The organism is Paenibacillus sp. FW101-FHT12H11, from assembly GCF_058790355.1.
Genome location: NZ_JBYTCO010000003.1, coordinates 550073 through 572991, shown reverse-complemented (window position 1 = coordinate 572991; position 22919 = coordinate 550073). Strand labels below are relative to the sequence as shown.

Annotated in this window: 17 protein-coding genes; all 17 read right to left on the bottom strand. The window is 47.1% G+C overall.

The genetic code is table 11. The annotated features are described in order from the left end of the window. Positions 1–79 precede the first annotated feature (79 nt). Positions 80–1762 (bottom strand): extracellular solute-binding protein, encoded by a 1683-nt coding sequence (locus AC3WTJ_RS12680; protein WP_492522043.1) that lies wholly within the window; start codon positions 1760–1762, stop codon positions 80–82. Between the two features lie 118 nt (positions 1763–1880). Next, a complete protein-coding gene (locus AC3WTJ_RS12675; protein WP_492522042.1) occupies positions 1881–2756 on the bottom strand; it encodes a carbohydrate ABC transporter permease in 876 nt (291 codons plus the stop codon). Between the two features lie 12 nt (positions 2757–2768). Beyond that, positions 2769–3755, bottom strand: a complete 987-nt coding sequence (locus AC3WTJ_RS12670) for an ABC transporter permease (protein WP_492522041.1) — start codon at positions 3753–3755, stop codon at positions 2769–2771. Between the two features lie 160 nt (positions 3756–3915). Continuing rightward, positions 3916–5043, bottom strand: a complete 1128-nt coding sequence (locus AC3WTJ_RS12665) for a glycoside hydrolase family 88 protein (RefSeq protein WP_492522040.1) — start codon at positions 5041–5043, stop codon at positions 3916–3918. A 920-nt stretch (positions 5044–5963) separates the two neighbouring features. After that, positions 5964–7427: a sulfatase gene (locus tag AC3WTJ_RS12660; RefSeq protein WP_492522039.1), complete on the bottom strand. Its 1464-nt coding sequence runs from the start codon at positions 7425–7427 to the stop codon at positions 5964–5966. Positions 7428–7475: 48 nt separating this feature from the next. Then, positions 7476–8342: a carbohydrate ABC transporter permease gene (locus AC3WTJ_RS12655; RefSeq protein ID WP_246239573.1), complete on the bottom strand. Its 867-nt coding sequence runs from the start codon at positions 8340–8342 to the stop codon at positions 7476–7478. Positions 8343–8365: 23 nt separating this feature from the next. Further along, on the bottom strand, positions 8366–9298 hold the full coding sequence (locus AC3WTJ_RS12650) for a carbohydrate ABC transporter permease (RefSeq protein ID WP_492522038.1): 933 nt from the start codon (positions 9296–9298) through the stop codon (positions 8366–8368). 83 nt (positions 9299–9381) lie between these two features. Beyond that, positions 9382–10686, bottom strand: coding sequence for an ABC transporter substrate-binding protein (locus tag AC3WTJ_RS12645; protein WP_492522037.1), 1305 nt, complete (start codon positions 10684–10686; stop codon positions 9382–9384). A 233-nt stretch (positions 10687–10919) separates the two neighbouring features. Then, positions 10920–12524, bottom strand: coding sequence for a response regulator transcription factor (locus tag AC3WTJ_RS12640; RefSeq protein WP_492522036.1), 1605 nt, complete (start codon positions 12522–12524; stop codon positions 10920–10922). Beyond that, positions 12524–14329, bottom strand: a complete 1806-nt coding sequence (locus tag AC3WTJ_RS12635; RefSeq protein WP_492522035.1) for a cache domain-containing sensor histidine kinase — start codon at positions 14327–14329, stop codon at positions 12524–12526. Before AC3WTJ_RS12635 ends, AC3WTJ_RS12640 begins: the two co-directional genes overlap by 1 nt. Before the next feature lie 134 nt (positions 14330–14463). Beyond that, complete coding sequence (locus AC3WTJ_RS12630) at positions 14464–14952, bottom strand: RNA polymerase sigma factor (RefSeq protein WP_492522034.1); 489 nt, start codon at positions 14950–14952, stop codon at positions 14464–14466. A 775-nt stretch (positions 14953–15727) separates the two neighbouring features. Further along, the gene (locus AC3WTJ_RS12625; RefSeq protein WP_315948663.1) at positions 15728–15991 is read right to left on the bottom strand and encodes an HPr family phosphocarrier protein; all 264 of its coding nucleotides are present in this window, start codon (positions 15989–15991) and stop codon (positions 15728–15730) included. Then, positions 15988–17715 (bottom strand): phosphoenolpyruvate--protein phosphotransferase, encoded by a 1728-nt coding sequence (ptsP, locus tag AC3WTJ_RS12620; RefSeq protein ID WP_492522232.1) that lies wholly within the window; start codon positions 17713–17715, stop codon positions 15988–15990. The genes AC3WTJ_RS12625 and ptsP overlap by 4 nt, the downstream gene beginning before the upstream one ends. A 29-nt stretch (positions 17716–17744) precedes the next feature. Beyond that, a complete protein-coding gene (locus AC3WTJ_RS12615) occupies positions 17745–18902 on the bottom strand; it encodes a mannitol-1-phosphate 5-dehydrogenase (RefSeq protein ID WP_492522231.1) in 1158 nt (385 codons plus the stop codon). Then, positions 18902–19336 (bottom strand): PTS mannitol transporter subunit IIA, encoded by a 435-nt coding sequence (locus AC3WTJ_RS12610; RefSeq protein WP_492522033.1) that lies wholly within the window; start codon positions 19334–19336, stop codon positions 18902–18904. Before AC3WTJ_RS12610 ends, AC3WTJ_RS12615 begins: the two co-directional genes overlap by 1 nt. Positions 19337–19360: 24 nt before the next feature. Next, a complete protein-coding gene (locus AC3WTJ_RS12605; protein ID WP_492522032.1) occupies positions 19361–21400 on the bottom strand; it encodes a BglG family transcription antiterminator in 2040 nt (679 codons plus the stop codon). A gap of 65 nt (positions 21401–21465) precedes the next feature. Then, positions 21466–22896, bottom strand: coding sequence for a PTS mannitol transporter subunit IIBC (locus tag AC3WTJ_RS12600; RefSeq protein ID WP_127449027.1), 1431 nt, complete (start codon positions 22894–22896; stop codon positions 21466–21468). Between the last annotated feature and the right edge of the window lie 23 nt (positions 22897–22919).

Sequence of the window (22919 nt, the reverse complement as noted above, 5' to 3'; positions counted from 1 at the left end):
ACATGGCAAAAAGGCCGCCCCGCGCCTGGCTCGCGCTGGAGAAGCCTCTTTATCTGGAAGGAAGCTAGGAGAGTTCGTTCTATTTGTTCAAATACTTGTAGTAATCTTTGGTAAAAATCACATCGTTTTTGTTATCCGTATAGGCTTTCTTCAAAAACTCGTCGACGCCTTTGCCGCCGCCTTTTTCCCAAGTGTCTTGCGCGTCCTTCATCGCTTGGTCAACGGAGTAGCTTGCACCGCTTACAATGGCTTTCGTATACGTGTTCGTTAAAGTCGTTTTGAGCGTATTTTTAATGACCGTCATATCATCCGGCAAGCTGACTGGCAGAATAGCTTCCGTTGTATTTGGACGATCTGGCGTAATATAAGCTGCACGCGCTTGTGTAATCAAATTCAAATATTCCTTGTCCAAAGGTTTATTCGGGTCAAGCTGATTGGAATACTCCACGCATTTGCCCATGGAGCCGGTTTGCGTCATCATTTGGAAATCGCCGTTCCAGCTCAGCTCTTTTTTATTTTTCTCCACATCGATCGGCTTCGGACATCCGTCACTGCCAACCTTGTAGTGTACGCCTTCCATCCCGAACATGAGCGTCTTCTGCACGTCCGGTGACATCAGCCAGTCTACGTATTTGACGACGGCTTCCACATTCTTGGCTGTTGCGTTAATAGCCGCCACAAACTGCATGTTAGGGTTGGCCGCCGGTGAGAATTGGCCGAATTCCGACTTCGGAAGCGGTAGGATCGCTACTTCAGCGCTTGGATTGTTTTTCTTGAACGACTCATAAGTGTTGTAGATTGCCGCTCCTTCCAACCCCCCGGATCCCCAAATGCCAAGCTTCCCGTTAACCCAATCCTGCTGTGCTTTCGCACCGGTTTTGTCGGCAAAAATATCCTTATCTACCGCACTTGCGTCATATAAACTTTTCTTGAACGCCAGATCGGCCTTCGGGCGGTCCCAAGTCCGCGTATATTGGTCGTTCAGCAAATGATAAGAAGTAATGGACGACATCGGCATCAACTCATCGCTCGCTTGACCTAGCTGGAAGAAATAATCGACATCCCAGAAGGTGGTTCCGAGCGTGTCTTTTTTACCGTTCCCATCCGGATCTTGCTCGGTAAATGCTTTCGCAACCTTGAGATATTCCTCTGTCGTCGTAGGCATCGGAAGCTTAAGCTTATTCAGCCAGTCTTTGCGGATCATCAGGAAGTGGTTCGACGTAAACGGCGTCGTTCTCCCGAAGAAGTACGTTTTGCCGTTAAACTTAGTGAGTTTTTGAATGTTCTGATTTTCCTGGAACAGCTTTTTATAGCTTGTCGAATATTTGGAAATAACGTCTTCAAGCGGGATGATTTGCCCTTTGGAAGCCAGATCCTTCATATACGGATTCGAAAATTCCATAATTAAGTCAGGCGCCCCGCCCGAAGCAAACATGACGTTGAATTTCTCGATCGAATTGGAACGAGGAACCGGGATAAACTCAACTTGGACCGGTGCATTTTCGTTAATCCACTTCGTCCAGCGATTATTCGTAATCGTGCCTTCTCCTTCAGGAACCGCGTTCCGGTCGTAGATGGAAACGGTAATTTTCGGTTTTGGCCCCGCCGGTTTCGCGCTTGCTGCTGCGGTTGCCCCGCTGCCAGGTGTTGAAGCCGTATTCGCCGCTTCTTTCCCTGTAGAGCAAGCTGTAAGTAAAGCCGAGCTCGATACAACCATAGCTAATGTCACGGATGCTGTTTTCATCAACTTGTTTTTTTTCATGTTCCGTTGTCACCCCTTAGTGAATTAACCGCCGCTATGCTTTTCGTTATTGTCTAAATCTACCACGTTTTGAAGGGCTGGATCACCTCCTTAATTTGGTAAACCAATGTAACCAACGTCACCCTTTCACCGCTCCAATCATGACACCCTTCACGAAATATTTTTGCAGAAAAGGGTACACGATTAGCATCGGTAGTGTCATGACAATGACCCCTGCCGCTTTCATTCCTTCAGGCGTCAGCTTCATAGCCATTTCAGGCTGTGTATTCGCCATCTCCTGCATAAGCGTCTGGTTCTGAATCAACTGCTGCACGAGAACCGTCAAGTTTAATTTGCTTGCATCATTGATGTAAATTAACACGTTCATGAAGGCGTTCCAGTGACTAACTCCATAAAAGAGCGATAATGCGGCCACTACCGGTATCGATAACGGCAATACAATTTGCATGATCAGCCTCCACTCAGAGCAGCCGTCGATTCGCGAAGCTTCTTCCAGTTCCTCAGGGAGCGCTTCAAAAAAGCTTCTTAACACCATCAGGTTCCAAACGCTCACTAAGCCAGGCAGCCATAAAGCGCCATAGTTATTTAGAAGGCCCAAGCTTTTGAGGAGCAAATAAGTAGGAATTAATCCCGCCGAAAAAAGCATCGTAAAAATGATGGCGAACGAATAAAATTTGCGTCCGATAAAATAGCGCTTCGACAAGGGATACGCAGCAAGCACTGTAAAACTTATATTAAGAACAGTGCCTACGACTGTAATAATGATGCTGTTTGCAAGCGATCTCAAAATCGGCGTTTCCTTAAATAAGGCCTCATAACCGCTGAAGTCCAAATTCACGGGCCAGAAGCTAACGACTCCGGACATCAAGGCATGTTTATCGCTTAAGGACATCGCCAAAATGTGAACGAGCGGTAACAGGCAGCTCATACCGATGACAAATAAAACGGCATAATTGATACTGTAAAACAATTTCTCTCCTCTAGTGCTGCTCATGAGTGCCTCCTCCTACCATAAGCCTTGGCCAAAATAACGCGCGATCCGATTCGCCAGAACGACCAGTACCAAGCCGACAAGGGATTCGAACAATCCCATTGCGGTAGCTAAACTGAAATTCGCCTGCTGAACGCCAATTTTGTACATAAACGTGCTAATGACTTCCGAAACTTGGGAAACCGCATCGTTCTGCAAGACGTACACTTGATCGAAGCCTACTTCCATCAGGTGGCCTATTTTCAAAATCAGCATAATAATGATCGTTGGCAAAATGCCCGGTAGCGTAATTCGGAGCATCTGCTGCCACTTATTAGCCCCGTCGATGCTGGCCGCTTCATACAAACTTTGATCGATGGACGTCAGCGCCGCCAAATAAATGATGGCTCCCCAGCCGGCATCCTTCCATATCCCCGATCCGATATAGATCCCAATCCATGTTGATTCTTTATATAAAAACGGGATGGTTGTTCCAAAAAGCCGCTCGATCACATGATTAATTGTGCCTGTATTTTGCGAGAACAAGGTAATGACAATGCCCCCGACGATAACCCAATTGAGAAAATGCGGAAGATAGACGAACGTTTGAACCATTCGTTTGAACGCCATTTTCCTTACTTCATTCAGTAATAACGCCAGAATGATCGGGACCGGAAAGCCGATTACAATCGAAAGTCCACTGAGCAGCAGTGTATTCCAAATAATATCGATCATTTGATCGTTGCTGAATATCAGCTTAAACGAACTGAACCCTGACCATGGGCTGCCCCATATCCCTTTAATAAAGCTGTACTTTTTAAAGGCGATTACAAGGCCTGTCATCGGATAATACTTGAAGACCAGAAAGAAAATCATGATAGGCAGAAACATCAGATACAAGGGGATGTTCTGTTTCAAAACCCGCTTTCCATACTTCCTTACCAACCAGTTGGGTTTGGTCTTGGCAGATACTTTCGGCTGACCTGTAATGGCCGGCGAGGTTGGCGGGAGTGGTTTATTCATTGCTGTCACTTCCTCGTCTTGTGATTGATTGAGCCCATCGTACCTGTCTTTGGTTCGTTCGCACAATATACATGATTTCGATGAGTAAACAAGCGCTTGTTGTGCGGGTATTTAGACTGCAATATACACTTTTTCCGTTCATACACCTGTAAAAAAATGGCTAGAAAAACTGAGGCTCAGGTTCCCAGAAGGAGGATTGGCCTCTCAGCTTGGACAGGGCTTCCATATAAAAGTAATCGCCATAGATTAACGGCTTATTGATGTTCTGATTGCCAGGCAAATTGCCGGTGCCCGCAACGAGAATGGCCTCTTCCGAATCGTCTGCCACGTAATTGCAGGATAAAGATTGCAGGATGGCACATGCCTGCTCTCTATAAAAAGATGCCCGCTCCCCTTGGCACGCTGCTGCCAGATTTAACAGCCCGCTTGCCGCAATGGCGGCTGCACTTGAATCCCTCGGCGCCCCTTCGAAAGAAGGTAAGCGGAAATCCCAATACGGCACCTTGTCCGCCGGAAGATGTGTCAGGAAATAGTGGGCCGCACGTTCGGCCGCTGCCAAGAAGGCCGGATCCCCCGTATGCTGGTAGCTCAAAATCGACCCATGGATCGCCCACGCTGCGCCCCGCGACCAAGCGGAATCCTCGGCATAACCTTGGCCGCCGAGTGCTCCCGTCCGTTCTCCGGTTTCCGGATCGAAGCAGACGACATGATAAGCTGAACCGTCTTCGCGTATAAAATGTTTCACAGCCATCTTCGCATGCGCGATTGCGATATGCTTGAACCGGGGATCGCCGGTTTGCTTCGATGCCCAGTGCAGCAGTGGGAGATTCATCATGCAGTCAATGATCGCCCATCCGACACGCTCTGGGTGATTCCAAGCCCTGATAAAGTTGCCCTGCAAGTTAAAACGGCCTGCCAGATGACTGGCGACCATCAATGCTCTACGCTTGGATTGCTCATTTCCAGTCAACTGCCAATTGGCAATCGAGGTCAGCGTCCACATAAAACCCATATCGTGATCCAACCGCTCGTACCCATTTAGCACCTCATCCAGCTGCTCTTCACAGCTCTCCGCCAGTTGGCGTAATTCATCTACCTGCCGGTCTCTGTAAGCGAGCCATAACAACCCAGGCCAGAAGCCGGCCGTCCAATAGTGCGGCGACATGAGTTGAAACTTACCCTCCTGCGAGCCGTGCGGGAATGCGGCTCCGATTCGCCGGCTTGTGCTCATCACCTTGCGGATTCCCGCGTTCCATGCTTCATGTATCCATTGCTCTGTTGTCTTCATGTTTTCACTCCCATCTATTGTGCTTTTAGCATAAACAGATGGGTTGATGCGGCTCAATATACATGTTTTTGCTGGGTTAACAGGTTTTCGGCTTTTGCGGCTTTGCCGTTTGGCATCACTCTTCCGTGGATGTTAACGGGAAAAAATGCTATTAATTTGTTCATTTCTGCTGCTCTAAATACAATAAATGGATATTATGCTGCTAATTCCTCAAGTTTCGTCCGAAATGTGGCATATCGACTGAATTACCTGCACAATTTCCAGTTGTTTCATGAAGATTCCTATTCCGCGCCATTTTTAACGCTAGAAATTCCAGCTACTCCACCAACGAACACACAAAAGCCCTATTTCGATGAAATAGGACGTAGTAGTTCGATGGGGAGAAAGGATCCGTTAGAGGAGTTACCTTCTCCTCCGTCGTTTAGCTTGTTAAAAGCCTGGTAGAAGCGAATTTGGGGGTGGAGATCACCCATTGCCGCTAAAAATTCAGCGTTACTGAGACACTTGGGGTAGCGTCATACCGCCTTTAGGGAACTGCAGACCACTATTCTAGCAAATTCTGCCCCTTTCCGCGTTCAGCGGAACTAGAGGGCCTTATTTTACCGTCTGATCCTGTTTTCTTTATGAAAACGGACAAATAGTGGCCCACTGTTCCCCTCCACGAAAAAAAGGGTCTATTTCGATGAAATAGCGCCTTGTCGTTCCCTTCGCCGGGGATGGAACGATCGTGCGCTAGGAGTGCGCTCATGGGGCAAGTTTCGACTACCCAAAATAAAAAAAAGCGAAAGCCTTGGGGTACAAGGCTTTCGCTCGGGATCCAACGATTTCGCTTGAGATCCAAGGCTTTCGCTCGGGATCCAACGATTTCGCTTGAGATCCAAGGCTTTCGCTCGGAATCCAAAGCATTCGCTTCTACTACATTACAACCCAAGCCGCTCGAATTGCTCTAACGGAGCGTTCGCTTCGTGCATACTCTCTCTAAGAAGTCTAATCATACGCGCCTCCAGCTCGGCGTCCTGAATTGCATGCTGCTGCTGATAATCCTGCGATATGTCATACAGCTTCGTCTCCATGACTTGGCTATTGGACGCATAAGGCTCACCCTGCCGGCTCACAGGCACTTTAAACACAGGAAAACGTGTATAAGGCAAGAAACGGCCGGTTTCAATCGACTCTTGAACCTGATTGCCCAAATAAGAACGGAAGGTTGTCGGCATGGCCGTATACGTAAAAAATGGATGATTGTCGGCTGCACGCGGAGCCCTCATATACGTATAGCTGCCATCGGTTACATTTACCGCCATGCCGTGATACCCATAGATCGCCGCATTGCGTACCTTGTCCGCTCGCCCCTCGAGAAGTCCCCTTAACGAATGGCCTTTCACTTGATCAGGAATCGCCACATTCATGTAATCCAGGATCGTTGGCATCACATCGATATTTTGTGTGAGTGCGCTGATTCGTGAACCATTATGCTCGCTCCCAGGTACATGAATCATCATGGGAATATGTGCGAGTTCATTGAACACATGCATCTGGTTTTTGCCCATTTTCTGATGTTCGCCCAGTAAAAAGCCATGATCGGTTGTGAAAATTAGCAGGGTATCCTCCCATAACGCCAAACGGTCCATCGTATCCAGCAGCTTGCCTAGCCAATGATCAATCATCGTGAGATTAGCGGCATATCGTTTACGAATATGCGTAATTGCTTCCTCCGGCACATCTACATCCCCATAATTAGGCCAGAAATAAAGCGGTCCTTTATAATCGTCTTGGTATAGATCCAGATAATGCTTGGGACAATCGAAAGGTTCATGCGGATCGAAGGCTTCTACCATCAGGAAATAATGATCGGCCTCGCGATTGCTCTCCAGCCAGTCGCAAGCAGCTTGCATCGTTCGCGGACCCGCATAATCTTCCTCCTGCACAAACCTCTTCCGGTTTCGTTCATACTGCAATCGGACCCTCCCGTAATGCTCATCCGGCACTTCCGGATCGCTAACGGTTGAATGCCAAGGATCATCCTCCTGCCCGCGATGAAAATCCCAGGTCGTAAAGGATTGGCAATAATTTTCACCGCCGGTAGCAAAATAATGGTAGTGATCGGTTACGATATGGCTGAAAATTCCGCCTTTCCGCAGCGCATTCGGCAATGTTTCATCAAACGGTTCAATGCCGCCCCATCCTTTTTCCAGAAAAGCCGTTCTACCCGTCAAAAGATCTCTTCGCGCCGGCATGCAGGGGAGTGACCCTGACCAATGCTGATCGAAGACAACGGATTTCTCTGCCAATCGTTCGATATTAGGCGTCTTGACCCAATCCCCTCCATACGTTGGCAGCAGATGCCGATTGAGCGTATCCAAAAGCACGACAATTGTATTCATAGCAGCCTCCCATCCAAGATAGCAAGATTTCCAAGATCAACAACTAATTTATGCTTTGAGACCTGTGGTTACAATGCCTTGTACGAAATATTTTTGCGCAAAAAGGAATAGCAGCATTAGCGGGAGGACTACAAGCGTCGTTGCCGCCATTAATAAATTCCACTCCACACTCGTTTCCCCGCGAAACATCGTCAAACCCAGCTGAACCGTTCGCATCTGCTCCGAGTTCGTCATAATGAGCGGCCACATATAATCGTTCCAGGTTGCTGTTGTTTTGAAAATGCCAAGTGTTGCCAATACAGGTTTACTTAAAGGCAGATAGATTTGATAAAACACCCGCAAGGTCGATGCGCCGTCAATTTGAGCTGCCTCATCCAAAGCCCGTGGAAAGGTAAGGAAAAACTGGCGGCACAGAAAGATGCCGAACGAGCCTGCAACAAACGGGAAAATTAATCCGGCATAGCTGTTTATTAATCCGACGCCTCCCGCTCCGAATAGATCGTTGCCTCCGGTTAACGGAAACTTTTTCATCATCAAAAAGGTTGGAATCATCGTTACTTGCGAAGGTACCATAATACCGATCAGTACGGAGAAGAACAGGATGTCTCTCCCAGGAAACCGCAGTCTGGCAAAAGCGTAGCCGGCCATCGAGTTAAGCACAAGACTAGCAACCACCGTAATCACTGTGATAACAAAGGAATTATAGAAATAACGGAGCCAATCTCCCTTGGACATGGCAAGCACATAATTTTGAAACATCCATTTATGCGGAATAAATGAAAATGTGGGTGACTGTATTTCTCCCATCGTCTTAAAGGACGTAACCACCATCAGCATGAATGGAAAAAGCATCAGCAGAGCGACTGCTAGCATAATGGCGGATACCAGAATCGTGATGCTCATTTTACTTTTCAAACGAAATCCCTCCTTTCCTCTTTTTAGTCCACATCCAGATCGTCACCTTGATTACCGTACTTGAAATTGACGATTGTAATCACAAGCGTAATGGCAAACAAGACCATAGCCATAGCCGATGCATATCCCATCTGGAAATCCTGGAAACCGCGCAAATAGATCTGGTGCACAACGGTCGTCGTCGAACCCATCGGCCCGCCGTTCGTCAGAATATTCACTTGCTCGAACACCATGAAAGAGTTAATGCACGTCATAATAAGGATAAAAAACGTCGTAGGCTTCAGCATCGGAAACGTAACCGACCAGAACTGCCTTAGTTTGGAGGCTCCATCCATATGTGCCGCTTCATATAAACTGGAAGGGATCGATTGCAATCCCGCCAAATAAATAATCATCGTATACCCAAGTGATTTCCAGATGCTCATAATGACAATGGCGAGCATAGCTGTTTTAGGATCGTACAGCCACTGGACCGGATCGAGACCTACTGTTTTGAAAACGCGATTCATAATGCCCAGCGAAGGGTCATAAATCCAAAGCCAAATCATGGACACGGCCACCATGGATGTTACGTTAGGCACATAGATGCTGGCTCTGGCAAATACCTTGCCGAAGATCCTGCCGTTCAGCAGTACAGCCAGAATGAGTCCAAGCGCAATTTGAGGAATGATCGTCCAGATCGCATAGACCAAGGTGTTCGTCATCGCTTTGGCAAACGTTCCGTCATGCAGCAATCGCGCATAATTTTGCAGCCCGATAAAGGATGGACTGCTGTAGAAGTTATAATTTGTAAAGCTATAATAGAGACTAATCAACAGAGGAATAAAAATAAATGCAAAATAAATGACATACCCGGGAGCAATCATCGCATATCCGGCATAATCGACACGCCATCTGCGGAGCGATTTCGTTCGGCCCAAGCCATCTTGGGGGCCTGTCGTTGCAGTCGGCTTCATAAGAAACCACCTCGTTTCATCAGGTTGAACGTAAATCGCCTGCCTGTAGACTGCAAGCAATCTTCAAGCAGGCGACTCAGATCCTATTTGGAAATCAGATTCGGAAGCTCCTTGGTCAGCTGAGCAGCAGCATCCTTCATCGCTTGCTCCCCTGTTTTCTTCCCGTAATAGGCTTCTTCCAGATTAAGGCTAATAAACTCATACATTTTGCCGGAATACGTCACTTTCGCAGCACCTTGTCCATATGTCACGGCATCGAAAATGGCACCGTTCATAACTGGATTTTCTTTAATATAATCATCTTTCAAAGACTTCCTGACGACGGGAGTACCCAATTCTTTATATCTAGCCCAAGTCTCTTCCTTGGCCATGACCGTCTGCATAAATTCAAAAGCTAAATCTTTTTGTTTGCTTTGTGAGCTCATGAACAATAAACGCATGCCCGCGAAAGTAGATTTCATTTTCCGGGAAATCGGACCTGAAACGCCAATTTGCCCATTGAGTTCAGGGTGATCCTTCTGCAAATTGGTGAATGCAGCCGGACTGTCGTAAGCAATCGCCGCTTTTCCGTTCGGGAATAGATTCTCATTGGATTTCGTAGAATCGTTCGGAATTGTAATTCCCTTTTTCACCATATCAATGAGGTATTGCGTAGCTTCAATGGACTCCGGGGAATCAAATAACGGTGTATTCGTCTCCGGGTCAATAATTTTGCCGCCATTTTGCAGAACAAAGGATTGCCATAACGTCCAACCGGTCGCCGTCGGAATGCCGAAACCCGCCATCGTCGTTGTCGCACCATCCTTCTTGGTCAGCTTCTCCGCATACTGTGTCAGTTCATCCCAATTGGCCGGCGGCTTCTCAGGATCCAGTCCCGCTGCTTTGAAAAGATCCTTACGCCACAGCAGAACCCTCGGATCAGGGATGAAGCCTAAGCCGTACAGCTTCCCTTTGTACGTACCGGTGTCAACGACACTTTCCATCATATCGCTCTTATCCGCCCATTTGCTCGTGTAAGCGTCCAACGGCTCATATTGACCCAAATTTGCCCGCTGCGCCAAGGATGCCAGTGTGTAGGACAGCACATCCGGCGAAGTTCCGCTCGCATAAGCGGCATTCAGCTTGGTTTCCATATCGGAACCGAATGGAACCTCGCTATACGCCACTTTCACCCCTTGATGCTTCGCCTCAAAATCGCTGATCACGCGTTTCCAATACGCGTTTTCCGCAGGATCCGTGCCGGCCCTCCAGAAAGTGAGCGTTTTGGTTCCGCCGCCTGCTCCGTCGCTCTTCTTATTTAGCTGCTCCGTGCTGCTGCTGCAACCGCTGAGCAGGATGCTGGCCGTCAGGATTATGCCGAGCCCTCCGGCCATCCATTGCTTTTTCATATTCGTAAGCCTCCCCTTATGGTTCATCTATCTGACAACTTCATTATAAAAAATCGGGAAGGGGTCACAGTGAAACTGATTTCCGTTTTTTTTGAACAAATGCACGCTTCTGAAAGGGCTCATCCTGGTCTCCACAAACCCTATACAAAATTATTCCTTTCCTATGCAAAAATAATCCGATAGCTTCTTATGCGAACAAAAAAACACCGCAATTGAAGCGATGTCTGGCGTTCCTAAGCTCTATTGTGCAGCTCCATGTATTCAGAGGGCGAAAATCCTGTATATTTTTTAAACATTTTAATAAAATAACTGGCGTTTGCGTAGCCCACTTGCACGGCTGCCTCCGAAACTTTCAACGCTTTGGTACTCAGCAGGTTCATCGCCTGCTCTAATCTTACTTGCATCAGGTACTCGTTGAAATTCAGCCCCGTTTCCTTTTTAAAAAGCTCGCTAAAATAGTTCCGGCTCAAGTGAACATGGTCGGCCACTTGCTGAAGCGAAAGCTCCTCTGAGAAGTGCCTTTGAATAAAATCACAGGCATTCTGGACGGCTTCTCCATATTTGCGCCGATGCAGCTCAATCCACTGCACAATGGTGTCAACCATGTTCTCCGTCCAACCTCTGAGCTCTCGAAAAGTTTTCAGCCGCATCACTTCCATGTGCGCTTCGCTATACAACAGATCAAGCTTAGCGGCAGGCACTTGATACGCTCTTGCTTTATTCACCATGGCATAGGTTAGCTCAAGGGATAGCGCCCTAGCTTGTTTAGCGTTCAGTGCTTTATGTTCCGTCATTTCGTTCATGAACTGCCTGCAAGCTTCTAATACCTCTCGAATTTGGCCCATGTCCAAGAATCGATGAAAGGAATCCGGCACAGGGATCGTGTCCGGTTGACCGCCAGAACTTGGAGACTGGCAAAAAACGATGCTGCGATCTTCGTAAAACAAGGGCAGGTGGAGCGATTCCAACGCCTCTCTAGCTTGTTCCGGCAGGAAGGAAAGGCGGCTGTACGTCGTACTGATGCTAATCGCAGAATGTAGACCGATAAACTTCCGCAAATTTTCCGTTACCCGGTTGGCCAGCAGCAGCAAGGACTCCCTTTGCGATTTCATGCTCGTGCTCTTGATATTGACCAGCAGCATCACCACATTTTCCTCATAGAGAAAAGAACAGCCATTGCCGGCTTCATTCATCAAAGTCTCGTTGACGATATTGGTGACCGCAAGGATGCGCAAATCTTCCTCTTGAATTTTCAGCTCCGAGCCCGGAAGCAAACCTAACGCAAGCACCGTCAAGTTTCTCTCTGTTACTCCCGTGCCGAACAGCACCATTTTATCGTGAAAATCATTCAGTTCCTGTTGATTTCCTTGCAGCAGCTCCTTGAAATACGCCGTGCGAAGCGCCAGTTGGTTCTGATTCAGCAGACTGCGAAGCGAGTTCATTTCGACCAGCTTACTATGGTCCAGTTCAATATCCTTTCCGATCTTAAGCAGGACCTCGTCCAAACTCTGAAGCGTAATTTCCGCTTTAAGGATGTATTCACTTGCTCCGAATTTAAGCGCCTCGGCTGCGAACTGAAACTCATTATAGGAGCTGAAAATGACCACACGGATTCTCGGCATTTCCTCCTTCAAACGCTTAATCAGTTCAATGCCGTTCATCCCCGGCATTTTGATATCCGTCACGACCAAATCAACATGCTGCGACTGGCAAAAATCTAACGCCTCTAGACCATTGGCGGCCTCTCCAGCAATATGGTAACGCTCACCGAGCCTAGCCACAGTCATTTGAAACCATTCCCGAAAGATTGGTTCATCATCCACGATGAGAATATTCATTATTCATTCATCTCCTTCCACTTATACCATGCTGGAATAAGAACCAATACCTTTGTTCCCACTCCCGGCTCTGATTCCACCGTTAGTCCATATTTCGCGCCGTAATACAATTGAATTCGCTCATATACATTCCGCAATCCGCCTCGATGGGCGGCTTGTCCCTCTCCGGAATGCTCGTCTAAATATACGCCGGCTTTACCAGTTGATTCCATCCCAACACCGTCATCTCTGATTTCAAACTGGATGTCTCCCTCATGCAGCTTCCCTGTGATCCACAGCGTTCTCTTCCCGAGCTTCGGCTCCAGCCCATGGAAAATCGCATTCTCGACCAACGGCTGCAGGATGAGTTTGATCGTTTTGAACGGCATAATATCGTCATCAAGGTCGTAATGCACCTCCAGTTTATCTCCCTGCCTGATTTGCTGGATGTACATATAATTGCGCAGCATGGAGATTTCCTCTTCGATCGGTATTAACTCGTCATGCTTGGAGATTGATTGTTTCAGCAGCTTCACCAGCGCCACAATAACCGAATCGACTTTGTCGCTGCTGTGCTTGTGCAGCATGAATCGTATCGAAGTTAGCGTATTATACAGAAAATGCGGATTAATTTGCGATTGCAGCGCCTGAAGCTCGGCATGCCTTTTTTGCTGCTGCTCAACGGTAATCCCTTGCATCAGCTCATTCAATCTGGCCACCATTTGATTAAATTTCCGCGTCAGCAAACCAATTTCATCATCCTGATGAATCGGAGTCCGCACCGATAAATCTCCCGTTTCTACGCGAGTGAAATCGCGATACAACCGTTTGATCGGAATAGCAAGTCGTTTGGCTATCATATAGGATGCACCGATGGAGAGAAGAACAACAATCATAAAAACAATAGAGACAATGAATTGAATTTGATTCAAACTGTTAAGAACAACTTTGGTCGGTGTATACGAAACCAGCTTCCAGCCTGTTTTGCCGATTGTCTGAAAAGAAATCAATTGCTCCGTATCATTCTCACGATCAATGAAATAACCCGATTCATACTGCTGAATTTTCCAGTAATACGAACGGTCCTTCACATTGCTTTGTATCTTTCCATTGGCCTGGGAAGAGATCACACGGCCATCGTCACCAATGATCACAATTTCCCGCTGCTCGTCCAGCGCACTTTCATATAAGCTTCTTATGGTGGTTGCGTTTACACTAATCATGACAAGCCCGGTAGGAGCGCCGGTTTCAAAACGGTTACTGATCCTTACCGCGTGAAAGGTGCTGCGCCCCCCGTCCTCTGTCGGCATAAGACCAGGAATCGGCTCCGTAATCCAGAGAATGCGGCCCTTAGCCTCAGCAGCCATCTTGAACCAAGGTTCGTTTACAATATCTCGCATTCGGATGTTTTTATATAGCGGATTCGTGGACTGCTCCAGTCCATTCAGGCCAAGAAGCGTAACATGATATTGGAGCTTTCCGAAGGAATAAATCGAATTCGTCAGCAGCCTGTCAAAAGCCGCCCGAAGATGTGCTTCTTCATAGCTGTTTTCCATAATTTCCGTCGTAAAAGCATGGTTGATCTCGTCATTGAGATAAAACGTATTGGAAACCGCGATGACATCATCCAGCAGCATATCCGTCTTCTCTGCAATCTGGCCCAATGTTTTGAGATTGGATTGGCTCACTTGCGATTCAATCGAGCTTTTGGAAATTTGCAGCGTAATGAAGCCAAAGATGCCTAACGGAACAAGGATGAGACATATTGTCGATATGAGAAACTTATTTTGAATGCTGCTTCGATGGATGAACCATTTGCTTAGCATCGTCGACCTCCTCGTTCATGACCTGCGTATCATTACCTGATGATACACGATAACACGTGCGTATCAAATACTTTTATAGGATGGGCACGAAAAAATCCTCTGCTCTTCAGAAGAGCAAAGGATCTGTTAGCCGTTTATTGAGCCAAAGAACGCAGCTTTTTTTTCGCTCGATGCAGCTTGGACTTAACCGCGCTGACCGTCGTATTCTGATACGCAGCAAGCTGTTCATAGGTCAGCCCTTGTTCATAGACTAACAAAAGCGACTGCTGAAACTGAGGTTCTAATGCTGAGATTTGCTCACGAATGGACTTCTTTTCCATGGGGTCTGGTGCCCCAGCTTCTGCCGCTATGGCAATCGACTCCATTTTTTCATGTGATGTCTCCAACGATTTAAGCCGCTTCCGATAGAAATCAATCGCCGTGTTTCTAGTAATTGTGAAAAGCCAAGATGCTTTCTTTTCTTCCACCTTGATCGAGTTGAAATACCGGAATACCTTCAAGAACGTTTCCTGCACCGCATCCTGGGCCAGAAAATGGTCTTTCAATACCGAAAAAGTGAAATAATAAACATCTGTATAATATTGCTCATATAGAGCATTAAAAGCAGCGTCATCTCGCATCATACGGTTCCTCTCCCTGTTCATTTCTCTCTTCTATTTATAAAACAAGGATGTCATGAGCACTTTTCTAACTTGTAAACAAGTTGTTTCTAAAACAGAAAACCCGTAAGACTGAACAACTTTCTAAAATTTAAAGGGAATTCTGTGAACGGTTCACCAAAGGGAACATGAGTCCGCTATTTTGCGAAAAACGAGCTGATTTCACTTGAAACGGAACTACAGGGCTTTATTTGGCTTCCGCGGGCCATTCTCATGTGAAATCCACTGAAATAAGTGACCGTAGTTCCCCTCGCTTGTGGAAAAGTGCCCATTCCGCAGAAATAGAGCCCTGTAGTTCCCCTTGGTCACTCCCATCTGCCGCCACTCAGCCCAAAAAGGCCAACCGCAAAGTTAGCCTTTACTCACAACGTATATCACTCATAGTTAACGCCGATTCCTCCTGCTATTTGCTGCAATTGTTCATCTTTTTTCTAAGTAGCTGGATTGCCTGGCGTTAATTTTGCCGATTTTACCCAAATTCGTATCCTATCGATGATTTAGATTGAGTTTCTACAGTTATTTCTTTGCCCTGCTGCTAAGCAGCACAGATTAACAGGAGATCTTCTATCTACATTAACCTTGGTGGATCATCCACACAAAGGAACGATACCATTTTTCGATTGAATTGATGCGGATGTTTACCTTACGTGCTGCTTAAAGCATATTCCGTTCTCACAAAGATGTGAAAAAACGGAAGTATGAGCATACGCTCACACTTCCGTTTTTCACCAGAACCCTTTTACTCCTCAAATATATGCGTCAACAAAGCTCCCAGCTCTTGCATCGCTTGTTCCTCTTGTTCGCCATCCACTTCCAGTGTCACTTCGTCATTCTGTTGAATGCCGAGCGTCAGCATACTAAGCGAGCTTTTGCCGTTAACCTTCTTCTCTCCCTTAATGACACTTACTTTGCAGGGGAACGTCCCCACCTTTTGAACGAATACCTTGGTCGGGCGAGCGTGGAAGCCAGATGGGTTCAGCACCGTGAATGTTTGAGATATCATGCTAGATCACTCCTTGTCTTCTGTTCTACAAACTGTTTGATTTGGGCTTGGCTGCCCATCGCCAGAATGTGCGGGATATAGCCGGCCCATTCTTGTTGTGAGGTCTTTTTGATCAAGGCTCTCGCAGGTAAAATCGAGCTGGCACTCATGCTGAATTCATGAAGTCCCATGCCGAGTAAAATCGGAATTGCGTGCTCATCTCCTGCCATTTCGCCACACATGCCCACCCACTTGCCTTCCTTGCTCGCAGCTTGGATGACCATTTGGATTAAGCGAAGGATGGACGGATGGCAAGGTTGATATAAGTAAGAAACCGTTTCATTCATCCGATCCGCAGCCATCGTATATTGAATGAGGTCATTGGTGCCAATGCTGAAGAAATCGGCCTCTTTCGCCAATGAATCAGCTGCTATTGCTGCTGCGGGCACTTCAATCATAATCCCCACTTCAATGTTGCCGGACACAGGGATTCCTTCTTGTAAAAGCTTTTCTTTCTCTTCCTGCAGCAATTGTTTGGCAGCTAACAGCTCATCCATGACAGCAATCATAGGGAACATGATTTTCAATTGTCCATAACGGCTTGCTCTCAGAAGCGCTCGAAGCTGCGTACGAAACAGGTCCTCTTGGCTCAAACATAAACGCACCGCACGTAAACCAAGAAATGGATTACTTTCAATCGGAAGCTTCATGTATGGCAGTTCTTTGTCTCCGCCAATATCAAGGGTGCGAATGACGACAGGTTTGTTGTCCATCCGCTCCAAAACATGTTTATAAATCTGAAACTGCTCTTCTTCACTCGGCAGCGCGCTGCGCCCCATATAGAGGAATTCGGTTCGGAATAATCCGATTCCTTCCGCTCCATTAGCGAGTACTTTTTGCAAATCTTCCACACTGCCAATATTGGCAGCCAACTCTACACGATGATCATCCGCAGAAAGCGTCGGCTCATGGATGAGCTTGCGCAGTTCGGCTCTTCTCTCGTCATACGAAGCTTTCCGCGTTTGATACGCTTCAACCTCTTGATCACTTGGTGCGACGAGCACCACACCTTCAACCGCATCCAGGATAAGCATCGTACCTGTCGCAATATCCTTGGACTCTTCACCTGCACCAACAACGGCAGGCACCTCCAGGGAACGAGCCATGATAGCGGAATGAGAGGTGCGGCTGCCAACCTCGGTCACAAATCCAAGCACATAATCGAGATTTAATTGTGCAGTATCGGAAGGCGTCAGATCATCAGCGATCAGAATACACGGCTCACTAATAGCCGTAATTGCTGCATAAGAAACGCCGCGAAGCTTGCTCATGATTCGCCCTGTGACGTCACGAACATCGGCCGCGCGCTCACGAAGCAGCTCATTATCCATCGAGCTGAGCACTTCAATAAAGCTGCTGGCAACTTCATGAAGCTTGAATTCCGCATTCATGCTTTCATCTTTAATACTATCTACAATGGCATCTATATAATCAGGATCTTCAAGAAGCATCAAGTGTGCTTCGAAAATTTCCGCTTTTGCCGCACCCATTCGCTGCTCAGTCAAATTTTTAATCTCTTCTATTTCTTGTCTGGTTTCTTCCACAGCTTGACTAAAACGAAGGACCTCCTGATCCTTGTCGGCCACTTCCACAGCCACGGGCTCGTACTGCTCTTTATTCAATCGAAAAGCTTTGGCCAGCGCAATGCCGGGGGAAGCCGCTATGCCGGTTAGACGTTTGGTCATCATGTTCGCCATGAGGTAACTCCCCTTTCTTAAGAAACAACGGTTTGTTTGAATTGTTCGTAATGCGTTTGAATCAGGAGATGAATAGGGTGCTCTTCCCCAATCGTCGTGTACTTCGTAATCGTCCCAGCAAGACCCAGCTCTCGCAAATCCGCTTGAATTTGGGTAGCTTCAGGATCCGCTGGATCCTTAAACAGCAGGGCAGCAGCCATGACCATAGTTAGATAAGATGGGGTCATCCCTAGCTCATACCCTTGCATAGCGGGTCTGACCAGCCGGTCATTGGCCGATAGTTTACGAATCGGTGATCTTCCTACGCGCGCTACATCATCAATCAAGTAGGGGTTCGTAAATCTTTGCAAGATTTTATCGATATAGATCTCATGCTGCGCAAGCTCAAAGTCATGCTTTTTGATCAGGATCGAACCTGTCTCGTGCATAACGTGCCTAACTAATGAAGCAATTTGTGAATTAGCCATCGCCTCTTGAATCGTAGCATAACCTTGCAGATAGCCAAGATAGGCAGCGCTGCAATGGCCCGTATTAACGGTAAATAGTTTGCGTTCAATGTATGGCTCTAGTGCGCTCACATAATGTATGCCGGCTATGCGAGAGAAGCCTTCCAGCATTTGCGACTCATCAACAACCCACTCATAGAAAGGCTCTACAGTGACTTCCAGCGGATCCTCGTTATGCTGAATAGGAACGATTCGATCCACAGCCGCATCGGGAAAAGCAACGGCCGTCTCTGCTTTCGCACGCAGCTCTTCACTTAGCAAAGCATACACGTGTTCTTTGAGCTGCGAACTGCCGCCAATCGCATTCTCACACGCGATGATGTGCAGCGGCGCGGCTCCCCTCGCGATTCTTCGCTCGATCCCTTTGGCAATTCCGCCTGCAATATGCTTCAGAATATTGACGCCAACCGCTGTTGTCACAAGATCAGCCTGAGCAACAGCTTCAGCTACATCTTCCAGATTTTTGCCGTTGATTGCTGTAACGCCGGAAACCGTGAAAGTCTCTTGCGCTTCATTCGCATAACGCACCGTATACGTTTTTCTTTCCTGCAGCAGCTCCACCAAGGTATCGTTGACATCCGAGAAGATAACTTCATAACCGGCTTGTGACAAAAGCAGTCCGATGAAGCCTCTTCCGATGTTACCCGCTCCAAAATGTACAGCCTTCATCATTCCATCCCGCTTTCAAAAATTTTCACCATCGCTTCAGGTGTAGAAGCTTGCATGATTTGCTCGATGTTCTCATCTTCCGAGCAGATCATCGCGACATTGGTCAATATGTCCAGATGATCATTGCCTGCGGCAGCAATCCCGATTACCAAATTGGCCGTCTCTCCGTCACCAAAGTCCACACCGTCCGGAATTTGAACAATGGACAGCCCCGTAGAAAGGATCATTGATTTGGAATCCTGTGTGCCGTGTGGAATGGCTAATCCATTGCCCATAAATGTCGATAAGGTTTGCTCTCTTTCGATCATTTTATCGATATAACCGGCTGAAGCATGGCCTGCATCTACCAGCAATTGGCCCGCCATTCGAATGGCCTCGAATTTGTCTTTAGGTTTCGCGTTCAGCATTACTTTATTGGTTGATAAGATACTCATCGTAGATCTCTCCCCATATCCGATTTATTTTTTATTCTCTAGAAAAGCTGCTAACTCTTGGGATAAAAAGTGCTTAATTTCTGACTGGCTGCCTGATCTCAACAGTTCAATCATTTCAGGGATGAGCAGGAAAGAGCTGATTTCGCTTAGCACTTCCAAACTCTCCTTGGAGAGCTCCTGCGGACCGAGCATAAGCAGCAATTGTCTCACGCCGGATTTTTTCCCGCTTTCTAACGGCAAGTCATCATCTAATCGAAACAAAGTGAAGGAAGGTTTTTTCACCTGTTCACTTCGGATATGGAAAAGCGCCAGACCCGTGTCAGGAATCACTTGACTGCTCAACTTCTCCCGCGCAAGCAGCAGCTCAACGATAGGTCTTACATCTTCAAAGACACCCGCTCTGCTGACATAGCTGCATATATGCTGCAAGGCCTCTTCCAAGTCTTCATAGCTTTGCTCGATGTGAAACACCGTAAATTGATCAATGATGCTTACAATTTCATTAATATAAAACTGGATGCGATGCAAACGATCTCTTGATCCTGCCCCCAGGTGCATGGGAATCGGTTCAACAGACTCTTTTTGTAAAGTCACATTTTGAATAAAAAGCCTTAGCCGTTCCGCCTCATCTTTCGTCAATAACGGACTGAGCTTCATGTATTGATCGGAAGGGATCGGAAGGTCCACTGTCGATATGATTAAGTCGTAGTCCTTCTTAGGGATACGCGCAGCTTCAAACCAGGAAGCATTGCCGATAATATTTATTTGCGGGAGCTCTTTCGTTAGGCGTACAGCCAGCATTTTCGAGGTTCCTATGCCGCTTGTGCAGACCAGAATGGCTCTTACATTTCGCTTAAATTGTTTCTGCCTCTCGATGGAAGCACCGAAATGCATGACCAGGAACCCGATTTCTTCGTCCGGTATGGCCATTTCACTGATGGTCGTATCGACAGCTTCCCGAATGGCTTCGAACAGGACTTCATAATCTTTTTTGATTTGCGTCAAAAGCGGATTGCGAATCGTAGCTCCCGCCAATAACCGTTTAATCGCAGACTCCAGATGGCTCAGCAGCCCATCTTTCAAGGAACGGTCATCGCTGAATGGAACTCCTAGATTTCTTTCCATTCTGCGGATCAGCTTCCATACCATTTCCATGTAACTCAACTCATCGATCGGAAGCAGTAAATTGGCATGAGGTTCAGAAGTAGGTTCCAACAGCTCAGCAATATACGAGATTTCAGCTGGAGTTAGCTGGATTGGAATTTCTTCGGTCAAGTGATCAATGGTATGGGTAAGCAGTTTGCTAGGACGCGCCGAGTGATGATCACTATTCGCCTCGATCGGTCTGCCCATCTGAATTCTGGCAATTGTTATCGAGAGGGAAATGAGTAAGTTGGTATACTCCTCCTCGGAGATATCGCTTAAGCCTTCGTCTTCAGCCAGCCAAAGCGCTTCTTCCACTTTCGTAAAATTCTCTTTTCCTATCAGCTTCAAAAGCTTTTGCGCTAACGGTGAATGTTGGCTCTCATTTTTTCCAAAGAGATCAGACTCATCAAGCCCGTTTCTCGCCAGGTATAAGATCATCCTCCGTTTGTTAGCTTCTGTGCCGCTCAACTCAACGCCGTAACCCCTTTTGCGAACGAGGGTGAGATTAGACCGATTAACCCAGCTATCTAACTCATCCAGATCATTCGTAATGGTTGGAATCGTGACAGCCAACTCATGGGACAATGTAAAAAGCTTAACGGGCTCCTCCTCCTGAAGCAGTAGGCAGAGCAGCAGCATCCTTCGTTCTTCAGCTGAATAGGCCACATTCACCCTGCCATCTAGCAGATATCTCAATGCCTCCAACTTCTCCGGCTCCGCCAGAAGTTGAATCCCTTTTCCCGATTTCTTACGCAGCGCTATGCCGAGATTCCCCAGAACAGCCTCCAACTCAGACAATTCTCTATGAACCGTTCTAGTGCTTACATTAATCTCAGCAGCTATTTCTCCTGCCGTAATGTCATCCCTTTGCTTCATTAACAGCTCAAGGATCTGCCGATGCCTGTTTGAGAGGCTCATAATTATTCTCCTCACGAACAAAATGGAGATAACGCCGGCAAGATGCCAGCGTTAGATACTTATATTTAGCCCAATCGTTTCACAAGTTCATCATATTCCGGGCTTTTCATGAAATTATCAATCGAAATATGTTCAGCTTGCGGTGCTTTGTTTCGTGCGCGGTCCGTCAAGGATTTATGCGTAATCACGATGTCAGCATCGGATGGGATATCATTAATTGCGGTATTGATGACGTTGATATTGATACTGGCTTCTTTCATTTTCTTTCTTAAAATAGAAGCTCCCATCGCGCTTGATCCCATCCCGGCATCACAGGAGAAAACGATTTTCTGCACATTGTTGGCAGACTTCGTTACAGGAACATCTACACGCTCTGCTGCCGCTGCAGCCGGGGCTTGCTTCATTTCTTTCATTCTCGCTTTAGCCTGATCCAAATCTTCGCTTTCCGTTTGCTTCGTTGTTTTCAACAACAGAGCGCCTACTGCGAAAGAAACGATCGTTGAAGTGATTACGCCGCTGAAAATCGGCAGCATACCGCCTTTTGGAGCCATCGCGATGTAAGCAAAAATACTTCCTGGTGAAGGAGGCGCAACCAGACCCGCATTGAAAAGAGAGAACGTGAACGTACCTGTCACACCACCTGCAATCACCGCTAGAATAAGACGCGGATTCATCAGGATGTATGGGAAATAGATTTCATGGATACCGCCGAAAAAGTGAATGATAGCAGAACCTGGAGCGGAAAGTTTCGCTGCACCGCGTCCAACAATCCAGTAGGCCAATAGAATACCAAGTCCTGGACCAGGGTTGGACTCTAGCATGAATAAGATGGACTTGCCTGTTTTGGATGCTTGATCAAGTGCGATCGGGCTTAGAACGCCGTGGTTAATCGCGTTGTTCAAGAACAGCACTTTACCTGGTTCGATGAGAATATTGGCCAGCGGAAGCAAACCTGCATTAACTAACGCTTGAACTCCGGAAGCAAGTGCTTTACTCACGACTTGAACGGCAGGGCCGACAACCGTGTAAGCCAGAACGGCTAGGATAGCTCCAATGATGCCTGATGAGAAATTGTTTACAAGCATCTCAAAACCGGACTTGATTTTACCCTCAATCGACTTATCGAACTGCTTCAACACCCACGCGGCGAAAGGACCTACGATCATTGCCCCCATAAACATCGGAATATCCGTCCCGATAACGACCCCCATCGTGGTTACTGCCCCAATGACACCACCACGTGTGCCGTGAATCATCGTCCCTCCCGTATACCCAATCAAGAGCGGAAGAAGATAAGTTATCATTGGACCTACGAGCTTAGCCAAATATTCATTTGGAATCCAGCCCGTTGGAATAAATAAAGCTGTAATCAATCCCCAAGCGATAAACGCCCCGATATTAGGCATCACCATGCCGCTTAAGAAACGACCGAAACTTTGCACTTTCACCCGGAATCCGCCGGATGATGCTTGCTTTTGTGCAGCAATTTCACTCATTAGAATAACCTCCCTTTGTCTGT